Source organism: Rothia sp. HMSC061E04, assembly GCF_001813685.1.
GTDB lineage: Bacteria > Actinomycetota > Actinomycetes > Actinomycetales > Micrococcaceae > Rothia > Rothia mucilaginosa.
The window spans coordinates 16,764-31,618 of sequence record NZ_KV813690.1; the positions used below are offsets into that span (position 1 = coordinate 16,764).

Below are 14,855 nucleotides of genomic sequence, written 5' to 3' on the forward strand. Positions count from 1 at the left end.
GATGACTGAAGCGGCTGAGACCGTTCTTGAAGTATTTATTCCGGGTCCCGGCGAGAACCCGGAGGATCCGCAGGATATGGAGCGCTCCGAGTTCCTGGGTGCCGCGCAGGAGGCGCTGGATTCGGGCGTGGACATTGAGGTGTACTCCACCGACTCCTACCCTTCCGCATTTGAAGAGTGCGCACCCGTGGCGGAGCAGATTGAGATGAACGGCCGCGAGGTTCTGCCGCTCATGCTCGTCAACGGTGAGGTGAAGGTGTCCTTCTCCTACCCGACTGCCGAGCAGATTAAGCGATTCTCCCGCGCACACCTGGTCGCCCAGCCGAAGGCGAACGCGGCAGCGGCTGCGTGCGGCCCGTCCGGTTCCCCGGCGGCGTCGATGATCCCGAACCTGAGCGGCGAACCCGCCGGTTTCGCGGCAACCCTGGCGGGTAAGGCACCCCAGCCGGTCGGCGGCCCCGAGATTGGCAACCGCGTGAACCTCATGGGTGGCGACACCGGCGACGGTATCCCCACCTCCGGTTCGGTGGCTGTGAAGTCCGGCGGCTGCGGATGCGGTGGTTGCGGCTGCGGCGGCAAGTAAACCCACCCCTGCCGGCAACGAGCGCCCGACTCACCCGGTTCTAAACTGCGCACCCAAAGAACTGCATAAACAAAGAGCGGTGCCCGCCTCCTCATGATGAGGAAGCGGGCACCGCTTTCGCTTAACGAAGCTTAGGTTCACACCCGGCAGCACCTACGGGAGCTGCGGCGGGCGAACAGCACCTTACTTGATGGAGGTACCGACGGAACCGAGCTGCTGGCAAGCCTCGACCACGCGTGCGGCCATGCCTGCCTCTGCAGCTGCACCCCAAACGCGGGGGTCGTAGGTCTTCTTGTTGCCGACCTCGCCGTCAACCTTCAGCACACCGTCGTAGTTGCTGAACATGTGGCCAGCAACGGGGCGGGTGAATGCGTACTGGGTGTCGGTGTCGATGTTCATCTTGATAACACCGTAGGACACTGCGTCTGCAATCTCCTGCTCGGTGGAGCCGGAGCCACCGTGGAAGACCAGGTAGAAGGGCTTGTCGCCCTTGCCGTACTTAGCGCCGACCTCGGTCTGGATTTCCTTGAGCAGCTCGGGGCGCAGGTGAACGTTACCGGGCTTGTACACGCCGTGAACGTTACCGAAGGTCAGAGCAGCCATGTAGGTGCCCTTCTCGCCCAGGCCGATTGCCTCAACGGTCTTGATTGCGTCTGCAACGGTGGTGTACAGGGAGTCGTCGATAGCGCCTTCAACGCCGTCTTCCTCGCCACCAACGGCACCAATCTCAACCTCGAGAACGAGCTTTGCCTTGGAGGTACGCTCGATCAGCTCAGCAGCAATCTTCAGGTTCTCGTCCAGGTCGATTGCGGAGCCGTCCCACATGTGGGAGTTGAAGATGGGGTCTTCACCGCGAGCAACAGCCTTCTCGGACTCTGCCAGCAGGGGCAGGACGAAGCCTTCCAGCTTGTCCTTGGGGCAGTGGTCGGTGTGCAGTGCAATGTTCACGTCGTACTGCTTAGCAACTTCGCGTGCGTATGCTGCGAAGGCCAGGGAGCCAACGACCATGTCCTTCTTGGAAGCGCCGGACCAGTATGCTGCACCACCGGTGGATGCCTGGATGATGCCGTCCGAGCCAGCCTCTGCGAAGCCGCGGATAGCAGCGTTCAGGGTCTGGGAGGAGGTCACGTTCACTGCGGGATACGCGAAGCCCTTTTCCTTCGCGGTCTCCAGCATTTCTGCGTAAACTTCGGGGGTTGCAATAGCCATATGCTGACTCCTTGGATAGATGCGACCGGTTACCGATGTTGGGCCGGTTCACCATTTTTTGTTGGCGCGCGAGACGCCTCCTACTCGCACTATTTTACCAAGATACGACTTATTTATCGTTAATTTTTTGTGGGTTTTTTTGGGTTTACTGCAGCGAAATTTCCGCGAAATACCGCGGTAAAGTAGAGGTGTTAATGACTTGATGTCTTCTGTGCGTGCAGGCCAGCGTACACATCACCCGGACGCGACGAAAGGATCCTCCTATGAGCAAGGCGAGCGCTAAAAATAATCCGAAACAGCTCGACGCAAAACGTGAGAAGCGTGCCCGCCAGGCACAGCGTCGTGCTGAGCGTGAGCATCCGAATGCGGCGGCTATTGCCCCGGTGCGCGCCCAGTTGGATGAGGTTCTGGAGCGTAAGAGTCTGCATGTTTTGGGGCATGGCGATATGGCGAAATCCCTTGAGTTGATGGAGAAAATGCGTGATGAGGGTGCGAGTGACCACGAGATTGATGTGGCGCTTGCGGAGGCGAAGCTCCCCTCGGTGGTGCAGGTGGGCCGTAAGTCGTTGATGCGTTGGCCAAGCTGGTGGTGGTTGAATCGTCGCGAGCGTGCATTGCGGGCGAAGATTGATCGCCTCATGGATGGCTAGACCTCCGTTCTGAATAGGTTGTGAGAGCACCCCGTTGTGGGTGCTCTTGTGCTGTGTACTGGTGGGGGAATTGATTTTTTGGACTCAGAGTTCAATTAATCTATTTCACAAAACAATGAAAACCACACAATACAACATGAACCAAATATATTCATAAGATATGCATTATATGTATATAAATTATTACGTGATGTGAGTTATATTTACCTAAATTACCGTGCTATAGTCATTACAACCCATAGACGTGTTCCCAACCACATTTCGTGTAGCACGTGCTTTAGACGTAACTATCCAAGGAGGTATAGCGTGAGCACCTCACCGAACAAGAACCCGCAGACTTCTGCAGCGGATCAGTACACTAAGCCCCCCACAGATGACCCGTTCGCACACGAGCAGGAAGGCTTCCACAAGGGGCTTGGCGCACGTCAGCTCCAGATGATTGCCATCGGTTCCGCTATTGGTACCGGCCTGTTCCTGGGCACCGGTAGCCGCCTGCAGGACGCAGGCCCCATGCTCGCCGTCATCTACGCCGTCATCGGCTTCTTCGGCTACCTGATCCTTCGAGCCCTCGGCGAGCTGATCCTTCACCGCCCCTCCTCGGGCTCCTTCGTCTCCTACACCCGCGAATTCTACGGCGAAAAGGCCGCATTCGTATCCGGATGGCTGTACTGGCTGAACTGGGCAATGACCGCCGTTGCAGACGCCACCGCTATCGCCATCTACATCAGCTGGTTCGGTCGATACAACCAGTTCTTCGCAGACATTCCCCAGTGGCTTAGCGCATTCATCGTCGTTATCATCACCGTGGCTCTAAACCTCATCTCCGTGAAGCTCTTCGGTGAGCTGGAATTCTGGTTCGCACTCATTAAGATTCTTGCCCTGCTGTCCTTCATGGCGGTAGGTATCTGGTACCTGGTCTTCGGTGAGCCCATCAACGGCGTCACCCCCGGCCTGAGCCTTATTGCAGCCAATGACGGCTTCTTCCCCAACGGCATTCTTCCCGCTCTTATCGTGGTTCAGGGCGTTGTGTTCGCCTACGCCGGTATTGAGCTGGTCGGCACCACCAGTGGTGAAACCAAGAACGTTGAGAAGGTTATCCCTCGCGCTATCAACACCGTGATCTGGCGTATCGCGATCTTCTACGTTGGCTCCGTGGTTCTGCTCTGCCTGCTCATGCCCTACACCGCATACAAGGACGCAGAGTCGCCGTTCGTGACCTTCTTCGACGCTATCGGTATTCAAGGCACCGCACCGATTATGCAGCTGGTCGTTATTACCGCGGCTGCTTCCTCGCTGAACGCTGGCCTGTACTCCACCGGTCGTATCCTCCACTCGATGGGTGTTGCAGGTTCGGCACCGAAGTTCACCACTAAGGTGTCCCGCTCCGGCGTTCCGGTGGCAGGTATTCTGCTGACCGGTGTGATTGGCCTCTTCGGTGTTGTGCTGAACTTCTTCGTTCCCGAGCAGGCGTTCGAGGTCGTGCTGAACATCGCCTCGGTGGGCACCATGGCTAGCTGGGCGGCTATCGCAATGTCGCACCAGAAGTACCTGAAGCTGGTCGGCGAGGGCAAGTACAAGCGCCCCAACTACCGTGCACCCGGCGGTCGTTTCAGCGACTGGGCTGTGATGGTCTTCCTGGCTGTTGTGCTGGTGCTGATGGCACTGGATTACCCGGTCGGCACCTACACCCTGGCATCGCTGTTGCTGGTTATCCCGCTGCTGATTATCGGCTGGTACACGGTTCGTGACCGCGTCAACGAGATTGCTCGCGTCCGTGAAGGCTACACCGGTTCCGTGCCCGTGATTGCTGCCCGCCCCGTGGTGAAGAAGCTCGTTTCGGAGCCTCGTACCCACATTGACCTGGGTGACCTTGAGGACGAGGGCAAGCCGAAGGGCAACTAACCCGACGGCAACCTCCGATCCCGTGATATCCCAGTGAAATCCCGGTGAAGGCGAATGAGGGGGTTCTAGACCCTAGCCCTAGACTCTAGAGCCCCCTCCCTGCACGTCTTTTCGTGTTCGCTTCCGTATTACATCCGTGTAATACATAAAGCAAAGTACATATCTACAGCATTTCTAATACGGTGTGTCCTGCAATATATTTTGAGATAATAGATATCCGCAGTGACCACCAGATGCACAAAGAAGTTTTGTGCAGATATTCAAAGGAGAAAATCATGACTGAACGTCCTAGCGCACACGCGGTGGAATTTGTTGACGTCGCCTCGATGGCGAAGTGGATTCAGAAGGACGGCGTAGGCAACATCATTGCCGGCATGGTCGACTTCCTCGAAGAAGACTTCAAGAAGTGGCAGAGCTTCGACAAGATCCCGCGCGTCGCCTCCCACACCCCCTTCGGTGTAATTGAGTTGATGCCCACCTCCGACAACATCACCTACTCCTTCAAGTACGTGAACGGCCACCCGTCGAACCCGGCACGCGGCTTCCAGACCGTGACCGCGTTCGGTTTGCTCGCTGACGTGGACAACGGCTACCCCGTGTTCCTGGCTGAGATGACCCTGCTGACCGCGCTGCGTACCGCTGGCGTGTCCGCCATGGTTGCTAAGCACCTGGCACGCAAGGATTCGAAGAAGATGGCGATGATTGGTACCGGCTCGCAGTCTGAGTTCCAGGCGCTGGGTATGCGCGCTGTGCTCGGTATTGAGGACCTGTCCGTCTACGACGTTGATCCGCACGCGATGGAGAAGTTCCGCCGCAACCTGGAGCCGCTGGGCTTCCGCATCCACCTGGCTAAGGACGTGGACGAGGCTGTTGAGGGTGCCGACATTATTACCACCTGCACCGCCGATAAGCAGCAGGCGAAGGTTCTGCTGGACCGCCAGGTAAAGCCCGGCGTGCACCTGAACGCTATTGGTGGCGACTGCCCCGGCAAGACTGAGCTGGAAAGCGAAATTCTAGACCGTTCCACCGTGTTCGTTGAGTTCCCGCCGCAGACCCGCATTGAGGGCGAAATTCAGCAGAAGGACCCGGACTTCCCGGTGGTGGAGTTCTGGAAGGTTCTGACCGGCGAGGAGCCGGGCCGCGTGTCGGATGAGCAGATTACCCTGTTTGATTCGGTGGGCTTCGCGATTGCTGACTTCTCGGGTCTGCGTTATGCCCGTGCGGCCACGCAGGACACCGACCTGCAGCAGTTCATTGACCTGGTTGCTAGCCCGGATGATCCGAAGGATCTGTACTCGCTGGTGAACGTTAACGTTCCGGTGGGCTAAAGGGCTCAAGTAACCTAACGCTGAGTGGCTTTGAGCCGGCGAGCCTGTAGGTGCGCTGGCATGGGCTGCGAGGTTGAGAGTGAATAAAGTGAGGGCCGGGGAGTGGTAACACTCCCCGGCTCCTTCTTATGAAATTTTCGTATGCACGGATTCTTGTGCGCGGATTTTCTTATGGGCAACTTGTGAGCATTCTGCGGCTGGTTCACCCGTTCTACCCTTCAGCGGGTGTGGCTACTGGCGGGTGGCAATAATTTCGCGCGCCTTCGCCACACGCTTTTCTTTCTCTTCTTTCAGCTGGTTGAGCTTCGCCTGATTCTTCTCAATCAGCGGCCCCTGGTAGGACGCCTCAAGATCACCCAGACGCTGAGCCATACCCACTTTCTGGTTACATTCAGCTTCGATGGTTGCGAGGCGAATTTCCTCCGGCTTAGATTCTTCGTTATCTTGGGAGGAAGCCATGAGATGTGCGCTTTCTTCGGACATCCAGTCACCTTCTCCTTCTCTGGGGGTTAGCCCGCGTTCACGCAGGCAGATCCACCATTCTGAGCGAATATTTTTCCACTCATCGGTTTGGGAGGCGTAGGTGTATGCCTGTGAGTTTAGCTCTCCTACAAACCGGTATTCTTTTTCGTCCAGTTCGACGTCAGAGAATGCGGTTTTCACCTCTTCTTGGCACCGGGCGTTGATGTCGTCTGATGCTGAATCGTCTGGGCCTCGGGAGATGCTGAATCGTCTGGGCCTCGGGATTCCTTCTGGGAGTACCCGTACTTTTTGGCGTACTCGACGTTCCAGCTACCGTATAGGCCTCCCGGTTGCGGGGTGTCTATTGAGGGCACAGCGTAGGACTGCCCGTGGTGCGCGTAGCATTCGGACATGAGCGTGTGCCACGCCGTGCTCACCGTACGGACTGTTAGTTCATCGAAGGCATACTCGTCCAGTGGAAGATGTATATAGTTCTTTGAATAATCGAGAACAGCTTTTCGTGAGGTGTCCCGCTCGGCGCTGTTGGAGCAGGACACGCACGCCCCCAGCAGGCAGAATACTGCTACCGCAGAGAGAGCCTTACGCATAGGCTTTTCCTCCTCCATACCTCGTTGTAGCGTTCAAACGGAGTTACCCCAATTATCCCAAGGGCTGCTATCTGCTTGTTGCTGATATCTACTGGTGGGTGGCGATAATTTCACGCGCCTTCGCTATCTTCGCATCACGATAGGCCTTCAAATCATTCAGCAGCGCCTGATTCTTCTCAATCAAAGGACCTTGATAGGACGCCTCAATATCACCCAAACGCTGAGCCAACCTCACCTTCTCACTACATTGAGCTTCAATGGTCGCCAGGCGGATAACCTCCTCCAACACTTTGGGATCATCAGCATTCAGACTGGCCAATTCTTTACTCGTCCATTCACCGTCCCCGGTGCGAGGCGTCAACCCTTCCTCACGCTGACAGTCCCACCAATCTGAGCGGGCTTTCTTCCATTCAGGGTCACCCTGCGCACGCAGGTACGCTTCACTACGGATACGACCGACAGGGCGGTACTTTTCCTCATCAGCCACATCAAAATAGAGCATATCCAGCTCTTCCCGATGCTCTTCGCGGCAGCTGGCCCTGACGTCTTCAGGGATGCTCTTATAAATCCTATCCTGCTCTTCTCCGACTTTGAGGAACGTAAAATGATTCGCCACATGCTTCACATTCCAGAGGCCGTACTGGGCGGCCTTGCCAGAAACCCAGCCATTTTCTAGAATTTCAAAATCGTATCCTTTTTTCGCGTAGCACTCTTTACGAATCAACAAATGCGCTCTATATGTTATATCTTGGGCCTGGTCACTCATGTCGTATTCGTCGAGCGGAAGAGTAATATAGTTATTTTCAAAATCCAGCTGGGCTTTGAGGCTAGTATCTTTAGGCGCAGCGGCGCAAGAACTTAAAGCTAAAGCAAAGCAGGCGAACAGAGCAGCAGATTTCTTCATTGTTACCGACTCCTTTCAGGGGAATGACGTCGCGGTCATTCATATGCACAACCCGCAACCATTGGCGAGCCGAAGCCAGGAAATCCATCGCATACCCTAAACCGAAATTGAGAGTGCGATTCTCACATCTCCTGTGATTTGCGTTAACACTAACACGCCTAGGTAATTCCATGCGTGGTTTAAGCCACCCCAACCCCCAACAAAAAAGGTTCCGACGCGCACACAACGCATCGGAACCTTTAAACACCTCATAAACAGCCGCCAGGCTACGACGGAATCTGGCCAAACACATGGCGGCGAACCCACGCATGCATCGCAATACCCGCAGCCGTCGCCGCATTCATCGAACGCGTTGACCCAAACTGCTCAATCGACAGAGTATCCCTAGCCGCTGCATGCAACTCCTCCGACAAGCCCGGGCCCTCCTGACCAAAGACCAGCACACACTTCTTCGGCAGGTCATAGGTCTCCAGGGGCACCGAATCCGGAAAAATATCAATACCAATAATCTCCAGGCCCTCAGCCTGCGCCCACGCCACAAAATCCCCAATCGTCGGATGATGACGCACATGCTGATAACGATCCGTCACCATCGCACCACGACGATTCCAGCGGCGACGCCCAATAATATGGACCTCCTTCGCCAACATCGCATTCGCAGTACGCACCACCGTGCCAATATTCAAATCATGCTGCCAATTCTCAATCGCCACATGAAAATCATGGCGGCGCGTATCCAGGTCAGCAATAATCGCGTCCATCGACCAGTAACGGTACTTATCCACCACGTTACGGCGGTCGCCCTCACGCAGCAGCTCCTCATCCCAGTGGTCGCCCTCAGGCCACGGGCCCTCCCACGGGCCCACACCCACCTCAAAACGGGCAGTACCCTGCTCAGTACCCTCAACAGCCTCAGCTACAGCCGCCTCCGCAGGTACAGCCTCAGCCGCCTCACGATTCTCAACCATCACAACCACCTTCACGCCAACAACCAGCGCCACTCCGGCGCCCACAGAGCCATCTTACAGACAAAAACCCGCGCCACCAGCCACACACAGTAGCCAGCGGCACGGGTTCACCCGCCGCAACGGGATCGTCTTAAAAATTCACGAGGTCCTAGTCCAAGCCAGTAGAGACTAGTCCAGGCCCAGCTCGTCCTTCGAGTACGCGTACAGGCACGGAACGCCCGCAACCTCTTCCACATGCTCCTTAGCGCCGGTCGCACGGTCAACAATCACAGCAACCGCCACAACCTCAGCACCAGCCTTACGCAGCGCCTCAACAGCGGTCAGCGCAGAACCACCGGTCGTGGAGGTGTCCTCAACAGCAACCACGCGGCGACCCTCAACGCTCGGGCCCTCCACCTGACGGCCCATGCCGTAAGACTTCTGAGCCTTACGCACCACAAACGCGTCAATCGCACGGTCCTGATCGCCAGCGGCACGCATAATCGCGGTACCCACCGGGTCAGCACCCATGGTCAGGCCGCCAGCAGCCTCAAACTCGATGCCGTTCTTATCCAGCAGGTCCAGCATGACCTGACCCACCAGGCGAGAAGCCTCGTGGTGCAGAGTGATGCGGCGCAGGTCAACGTAGTAGTCGGCTTCCTTGCCGGAGGCGAGGACCACGTGCCCGCGCACCACAGCCAGCTCCATAATCAGCTGGCGCAGGCGTTCACGGGCTTCTTCAATGGGGAGGTTTTCAGAAAGCTTAGTCATAGTTCAAGTGTAGCGGCTCACGTGCAGGCGGCGCAGGCTATTCCCTGTGCTATTCCAGCGCTAGGCTATTCCACCACGCGGCCCACCGACGGCGGCAACGCGGCGCGCAGCTTCGTCAGCATCTCCTCATACTCGGCGGCAGGATCCGAATCGGCAACCACCGCACCACCGGCGGCAAGAGTCACCGCGCCGTCATCGTGCGCCACAAGCGTGCGAATCACAATCGACAGGTTCGCCGAACCATCCGCCGACACAAAGCCCAAAGCACCCGAATACACGCCGCGAGCGCGACCCTCCAGGCCCTCAATAATCTGCATGGTCGAAGGCTTCGGGGCACCCGTCATCGAACCGCCCGGGAAGCACGCCCGCGCGGCAGCCACCGCGCTCACGCCCTCACGTAGACGCGAACTGACCGTAGACACCAGCTGATGCACCGTCGAATAGCTCTCCACGCCCATGAGCACGGGCACGCGCACGGACGCCGGGTCAGACACCGTGGACAGGTCATTACGCAGCAAATCCACGATCATGAGGTTCTCGGCGCGGGTCTTCTCATCGGTACGCAACCAAGCTGCGGCCGCGGCGTCTTCCTCCGGGGTGGCCCCGCGCGGCACCGTGCCCTTAATCGGCTTCGTCTGGGCATTACGCTGCTCATCCACGCTCAAAAAACGCTCCGGCGAGGAAGAAAGCACCGAAAAATCACCGCACCGCAAATACGCCGCATACGGCGCCGAATTGTGGGCGCGCTGGCGGCGGTACAGCTCAAAGAAAAGCTCCGGGCTCGGGTTGGGGATGCGCGCGTTCGTCTGCGCGGTCAGGCACACCTCATAGCTGTTACCCTCGTAGATTTCGTGCTGACTAGCACGAACGGAGTCCATGTAGGCTTCCGCGGCGGGTGCCGGGAAGAGCAGAAGCTCGGCAAGCTCAGGGGCATTGACGGGGGCGTTGACGGGAGCATTTTCGGAGGCGCGCTCCCCCGCCACAGTCAGAGCCGCATTCAGCACCGGAGTCAGCGCCACGCTCAGGATCTGTTCTGCCGCCTCACACCATGACTCATCACCCACCAGCCAGCTACGCGCCGCAGCCCCCGGGCGGGCATGCTCATGCACCAGGTAGCGGACCGCCGGCAACCACAGAGAATCCGGGGTCGGCGCCTCATGCGCCGGCAGGTAGCCCAGTACCGGGTGGCCGTGCTCCAGACCCATGGCGGCACGCGCCTCATATCCGAAATAGCCCACGTAACCGCCGCGCAAACCCTCGGGCAGACCGGTTGCCGCCGCGGTATCCGGGTGCACGCGCGGTGCGCAGGCGAGCGCCGCCTCCAGCTGGGCGAAGGGGTCTTCCCCGCCGGACTCAGCCGCCGCACGCGCCGAATCCACGCGCAGGGGCGACAGCTGCGCCGGAACCACACCCACATACGAGGCAACCGACATGGGCGACTCCTCGCGCGCGGAATCCAGCCAGAAGGAATACTCAGCGCCACCGCTCAGCAGCGGGTACGCCTCCTCGCAGTTCACCGCGAAAGGAAGCGGGCGCACGATAAGCTCCCGCGTCTGCGCATCCCACGGGATGCTCTGCAGAGTACTCGGCAGGGCATTCGGGGAGGCAGATGCGGGAGCGTTCGGGGTAGAAAAAATACGGTCCGCGGAAGTTTTAGTCACGGACTCCATTGTATGGCGTGCAGACGAATTGGCGGTTTAGTGAACGACTGCGGGTGCTTCGCCGTTTTCGCTGGTCATCGGCAGGCCGGCAGCAAACCACGCACTGGTGCCGCCTGCAATGTTGTGTGCGGCGTAGCCGTGCTCACGCAGGAAGGTTGCCGCGCGGTTCGAACGGCCGCCACCGTGGCAGATGATGTAGAAGTCCTCACCGGGTGCGGGCAGCTCAGCCAGACGCTCAGTAATGGTGCCGAGGGTGATGTGCTTGGCGCCGGTCGCGTGGCCACCCTCCCACTCGTAGTCTTCACGCACGTCGATGATGGTTGCGCCTTCGGGAACGTCGCGGGGGTCAACCTGGGGTACAGCAGTCATGATTTTCTCCTTTGAATTGAACTAGAACGAGCCGGTCGGCACGGCGGGGTGCCGGGTGGGCATAGTTGTGGTTCTACTCTAGCGCTTTGGGGGTGCGTGGCGCATCTAGCCCGGTATGTGGGGGTGTGTGAGATTCGGAAGTGGTGCATACGAAAAAATCGAAATGGTTTTTCATGCACTACTTAGGAGGTAATCATACGTAATACAAGAACATTCATGTATACATATACACCTATAAGGGTATAGACTTAAATACATATTGTCCGGGTCACACAGAACCCCAGGCTTACACAGAAAAGATTTCCGCCATGTCTCACACCATCACAGGTGCCGAACCCAAGGAAACCAAGACCTTCTTCGGCCACCCGCGTATGCTCGCAAACCTGTTCACCGTAGAAATGTGGGAGCGCTTCTCCTTCTACGGCATGCAGGGCATCATGATCTACTACCTGTACTACACCGCCGACAAGGGCGGCCTGGGTCTCGACCAGGCCCTCGCCACCGGCGTTATCGGCGCGTACGGTGCAGTCGTGTACCTCATGGCAATTCTTGGCGGCATCCTCGGTGACCGCCTCCTCGGCCCCGAGCGTACCCTCTTCTACTCCGCTATCGGCATCATGGCGGGCCACATCTCCCTCTCCCTCATCCCCGGCATTCCGGGTGTGGTGATTGGTCTGCTGCTGGTCGCTATCGGCTCCGGTGGTCTGAAGAGTAATGCCTCCGTGCTGGTCGGCTCCCTCTACTCGGACAACGACCACCGCCGCGACGCGGGCTTCACCATCTTCTACATCGGCGTGAACACCGGTGCACTCATCGGCCCGATTCTGACCGGTTGGGGCTGGAGCACCGGCGGTTTCCACCTCGGCTTTGGCCTGGCTGCTATCGGTATGGCAGCAGGTCTGATTCAGTACTCGCTGACCCGCAAGAACCTGCCCGCCTCCGTACACCACGTGGGCACCCCCTTCACCAGCGCTCAGAAGCGTAACTTCTTCCTGGCACTGGTGGGTATCGTGGTCGTTCTCGGTATCCTGCTGGCAACCGGCCTGATGACCGCAGACAACCTCAAGAACTGGGTCATGGGCTTCATCTTCATCGGCGCTATCGCCCTGTTCGCTCAGCTGCTGACCGCTAAGGACGTCACCGCTGATGAGCGTTCCCGCGTCACCGCATTCATTCCCCTGTGGATTGCAAACGCCGTGTTCTGGGCACTGTACCAGCAGCAGTTCACCGTCATGGCGGTGTACTCGGATGAGCGCCTCAACTGGAACATCCTGGGCATGGAACTGAGCCCGAACCTGGTCAACTCCATCAACCCGATTTTCATCATCGTCTTCGGCATGATGTTCTCCGCCCTGTGGACCAAGTGGGGTGACCGCCAGCCGGTCACCACCCTGAAGTTCTCCGCAGCGCTGATTATTATTGGCCTGGCGTTCTGGATCTTCCTCGCTCAGGCGGGCGTTCAGAGCGTGAACGTCGGCTGGATTGTGCTGATTCTATTCGTCTGCACCATCGCTGAGCTGATTATTTCCCCGGTGGGCATTTCGCTGGCGACCAAGCTCGCACCGAAGGCGCACCGCGTGAACATGATGGCGCTGTACTTCACCTCCGTGGCAATGGGTACCGTGCTGTCGGGTTGGTTGGCTCAGTTCTACAGCATGGAAACTGAAGTTCCCTACTTCACCTGGATGGGTATTATCACCATCGCGACCGGTGTGCTGCTGTTCCTGGTGCACAAGCCGGTTCAGAAGATGATGCGCGGCGTGAAGTAGCCACAAAGTTGCTTATCTACACTGCCAACTCGCTGCTTCGGGCAGCGTGAGCGTGTAGATGTGAGGGCCCCAAATCCTTGAATTACCAAGGGTTCAGGGCCCTTGCTGTACGCCCTGGTACATGCTCCAGTGTATGCCCCGGTGTATGCTCCCGGCAGTCGGAGCCCCGGAATGTCGAGGGGGGTTCAGGAGGGGCGTTCGGAGCATGTTCCTTAATGAGACAATCCGCGCAGATTTTCTTATTAAGCGCCTTAATAAGAAAATTGAAGTGTATTGTCTTATTAAGACCCCTCAAGCACGACCAGCATTAACGACACCCAGGAGGAGGAACCATGCCCTCAGCCACCACCTGGCCCGCCCTCACATGGGAGCCGCAAACCCCCTGGGTTCACCGGGACGCCCTCGCCTCCCGACGCGCAACGCGCCGCAACTCCGGCACCTTCTCCAGCGCCGTACCCGCTTCCATTGCCGCACTCAACGTCGAACTCAGCCCCGCACTGCGAGCGCGCCTCCAGGAGAACGCCACCGCAATGACCCGCTTCGATGAGCGGCTCCACCACATCGGCGGCATCCCCTTCTCTGCGGTTCTTCTGCGTGGCGAATCCGCCTCCAGCTCGCAGATCGAAAACCTCACCGTTAGTGCCCGCAAGCTCTCACTGGCTGTCCTGGGTGCAAGCGGGTCGAAAGTTGGCGTTAACGCCGAGCTGGTGGCACGCAACGTTCACGCCATGCGTGCAGCCTTGAACACCGCAGAAAACATTAGCGTCGATAACATCCTCGCGATGCACCGCGAACTGACCCGCGGCCTACAGCAGGACTCCGGCGTACTCCGCACCCAGTGGGTGTGGATTAAGGGCGATTCGCCGGTAACCGCCGACTATGTGGCGCCGCATCACGAGAGGGTTCCTGCCGCCCTCGAAGACCTTGTAGCCTTCATGAACCGCCGCGATATTGACCCCCTCGCGCAGGCGGCTATCGCGCACGCCCAATTTGAAACGATTCACCCTTTCACTGACGGCAACGGCAGAACCGGGCGAGCCCTCATCTCCGCGCTCCTGCTCGCCTGCGGCGTCACCCGCCACGTGATTCTGCCCGTCTCCTCCGGGCTGTTGCACGATACCGATGGGTACATTCAGGCGCTCACCGACTACCGTGCAGGCGATGCCGAGCCCATCATCGAGCTCTTCATCGACGCCACACAGAAGGCAATTACCAACGCAGAAATCCTGGCGCAAGACATTGAAACCCTGCGCGATGAGGTGCTGTCCATTGCCCAGCGTAAAACCCCTCTCCTGCGTTCCCTCACCGACCTGTGCTGTACCGAGCCCGCCTTCACCGCACGCATGGTGGAGGAACACACGCGGGGGTCCCGGGCTAGTGTGTATCGCCTCCTCAACCGCATGGTGGAGTTGCAAATTCTGCGTGAAGAACGCGTCAAAATTCAGGGGCAAAAAGTGTGGACTGTCCCCGCTCTCAACCGCGCCCTCGACGACTTTGCAGCACGAGCGGGACGGCGCGGATAGATGCGCCTCCGGGTTCGATAACCCACGCGAAAATTCTGCGGCTGTAGGCGGGTTCCCATGCACGGAACTGTGACGATTTATGTCTCCGCATGAACACACATGACGAACATTAGAGTCAAAAAGGACGTATTAAGCCACGAACAGAAATCTACTAGACAGCCCTCAACCA

14 protein-coding genes are annotated in these 14,855 nt (G+C 58.2%); 6 read left to right on the forward strand and 8 right to left on the reverse strand.

Translation table 11 applies throughout. The features are described 5' to 3' along the window. The first annotated feature begins 1 nt into the window (after position 1). Positions 2 to 583, forward strand: a complete 582-nt coding sequence (locus HMPREF2927_RS00635) for an arsenic metallochaperone ArsD family protein (protein WP_044150000.1) — start codon at positions 2 to 4, stop codon at positions 581 to 583. Positions 584 to 766: 183 nt separating this feature from the next. Here HMPREF2927_RS00635 and fbaA read toward each other — a convergent pair whose 3' ends face one another. Continuing rightward, positions 767 to 1,792: a class II fructose-bisphosphate aldolase gene (fbaA, locus tag HMPREF2927_RS00640; protein ID WP_070684691.1), complete on the reverse strand. Its 1,026-nt coding sequence runs from the start codon at positions 1,790 to 1,792 to the stop codon at positions 767 to 769. A 263-nt stretch (positions 1,793 to 2,055) separates the two neighbouring features. On the opposite strand from fbaA, the gene HMPREF2927_RS00645 reads away from it, so the two are divergent. The 3 genes from HMPREF2927_RS00645 to HMPREF2927_RS00655 all read left to right on the forward strand — a co-directional run bounded on the left by HMPREF2927_RS00645 (position 2,056) and on the right by HMPREF2927_RS00655 (position 5,672). Beyond that, entirely contained in the window at positions 2,056 to 2,442 is a 387-nt protein-coding gene (locus tag HMPREF2927_RS00645; protein WP_070684693.1) for a cobalamin ABC transporter ATPase, read from the forward strand. A gap of 306 nt (positions 2,443 to 2,748) precedes the next feature. Beyond that, positions 2,749 to 4,344, forward strand: a complete 1,596-nt coding sequence (locus tag HMPREF2927_RS00650) for an amino acid permease (protein ID WP_070684695.1) — start codon at positions 2,749 to 2,751, stop codon at positions 4,342 to 4,344. A gap of 275 nt (positions 4,345 to 4,619) precedes the next feature. Next, complete coding sequence (locus HMPREF2927_RS00655) at positions 4,620 to 5,672, forward strand: ornithine cyclodeaminase (protein ID WP_005504242.1); 1,053 nt, start codon at positions 4,620 to 4,622, stop codon at positions 5,670 to 5,672. A gap of 231 nt (positions 5,673 to 5,903) precedes the next feature. Here HMPREF2927_RS00655 and HMPREF2927_RS09175 read toward each other — a convergent pair whose 3' ends face one another. The 7 genes from HMPREF2927_RS09175 to HMPREF2927_RS00685 form a co-directional block, all read right to left on the reverse strand. After that, positions 5,904 to 6,155: a hypothetical protein gene (locus HMPREF2927_RS09175; protein ID WP_246827311.1), complete on the reverse strand. Its 252-nt coding sequence runs from the start codon at positions 6,153 to 6,155 to the stop codon at positions 5,904 to 5,906. A gap of 176 nt (positions 6,156 to 6,331) precedes the next feature. Beyond that, positions 6,332 to 6,742: a hypothetical protein gene (locus HMPREF2927_RS09180; protein WP_246827312.1), complete on the reverse strand. Its 411-nt coding sequence runs from the start codon at positions 6,740 to 6,742 to the stop codon at positions 6,332 to 6,334. Between the two features lie 88 nt (positions 6,743 to 6,830). Continuing rightward, the gene (locus HMPREF2927_RS00665) at positions 6,831 to 7,646 is read right to left on the reverse strand and encodes a hypothetical protein (protein ID WP_070684697.1); all 816 of its coding nucleotides are present in this window, start codon (positions 7,644 to 7,646) and stop codon (positions 6,831 to 6,833) included. 266 nt (positions 7,647 to 7,912) lie between these two features. Then, complete coding sequence (locus tag HMPREF2927_RS00670) at positions 7,913 to 8,659, reverse strand: TrmH family RNA methyltransferase (RefSeq protein WP_141754860.1); 747 nt, start codon at positions 8,657 to 8,659, stop codon at positions 7,913 to 7,915. Positions 8,660 to 8,782: 123 nt separating this feature from the next. Next, the gene (pyrE, locus tag HMPREF2927_RS00675) at positions 8,783 to 9,364 is read right to left on the reverse strand and encodes an orotate phosphoribosyltransferase (protein WP_005504234.1); all 582 of its coding nucleotides are present in this window, start codon (positions 9,362 to 9,364) and stop codon (positions 8,783 to 8,785) included. Positions 9,365 to 9,429: 65 nt separating this feature from the next. Continuing rightward, positions 9,430 to 11,034, reverse strand: coding sequence for an anthranilate synthase component I family protein (locus tag HMPREF2927_RS00680; RefSeq protein WP_070684699.1), 1,605 nt, complete (start codon positions 11,032 to 11,034; stop codon positions 9,430 to 9,432). Between the two features lie 27 nt (positions 11,035 to 11,061). After that, complete coding sequence (locus tag HMPREF2927_RS00685) at positions 11,062 to 11,394, reverse strand: rhodanese-like domain-containing protein (RefSeq protein ID WP_070684701.1); 333 nt, start codon at positions 11,392 to 11,394, stop codon at positions 11,062 to 11,064. Between the two features lie 308 nt (positions 11,395 to 11,702). Here HMPREF2927_RS00685 and HMPREF2927_RS00690 point away from each other — a divergent pair, with 308 nt between their 5' ends. Further along, a complete protein-coding gene (locus HMPREF2927_RS00690) occupies positions 11,703 to 13,163 on the forward strand; it encodes a peptide MFS transporter (RefSeq protein WP_070616250.1) in 1,461 nt (486 codons plus the stop codon). A gap of 332 nt (positions 13,164 to 13,495) precedes the next feature. Beyond that, positions 13,496 to 14,686 (forward strand): Fic family protein, encoded by a 1,191-nt coding sequence (locus HMPREF2927_RS00695; protein WP_070507411.1) that lies wholly within the window; start codon positions 13,496 to 13,498, stop codon positions 14,684 to 14,686. The last annotated feature ends 169 nt before the right edge of the window (positions 14,687 to 14,855 follow it).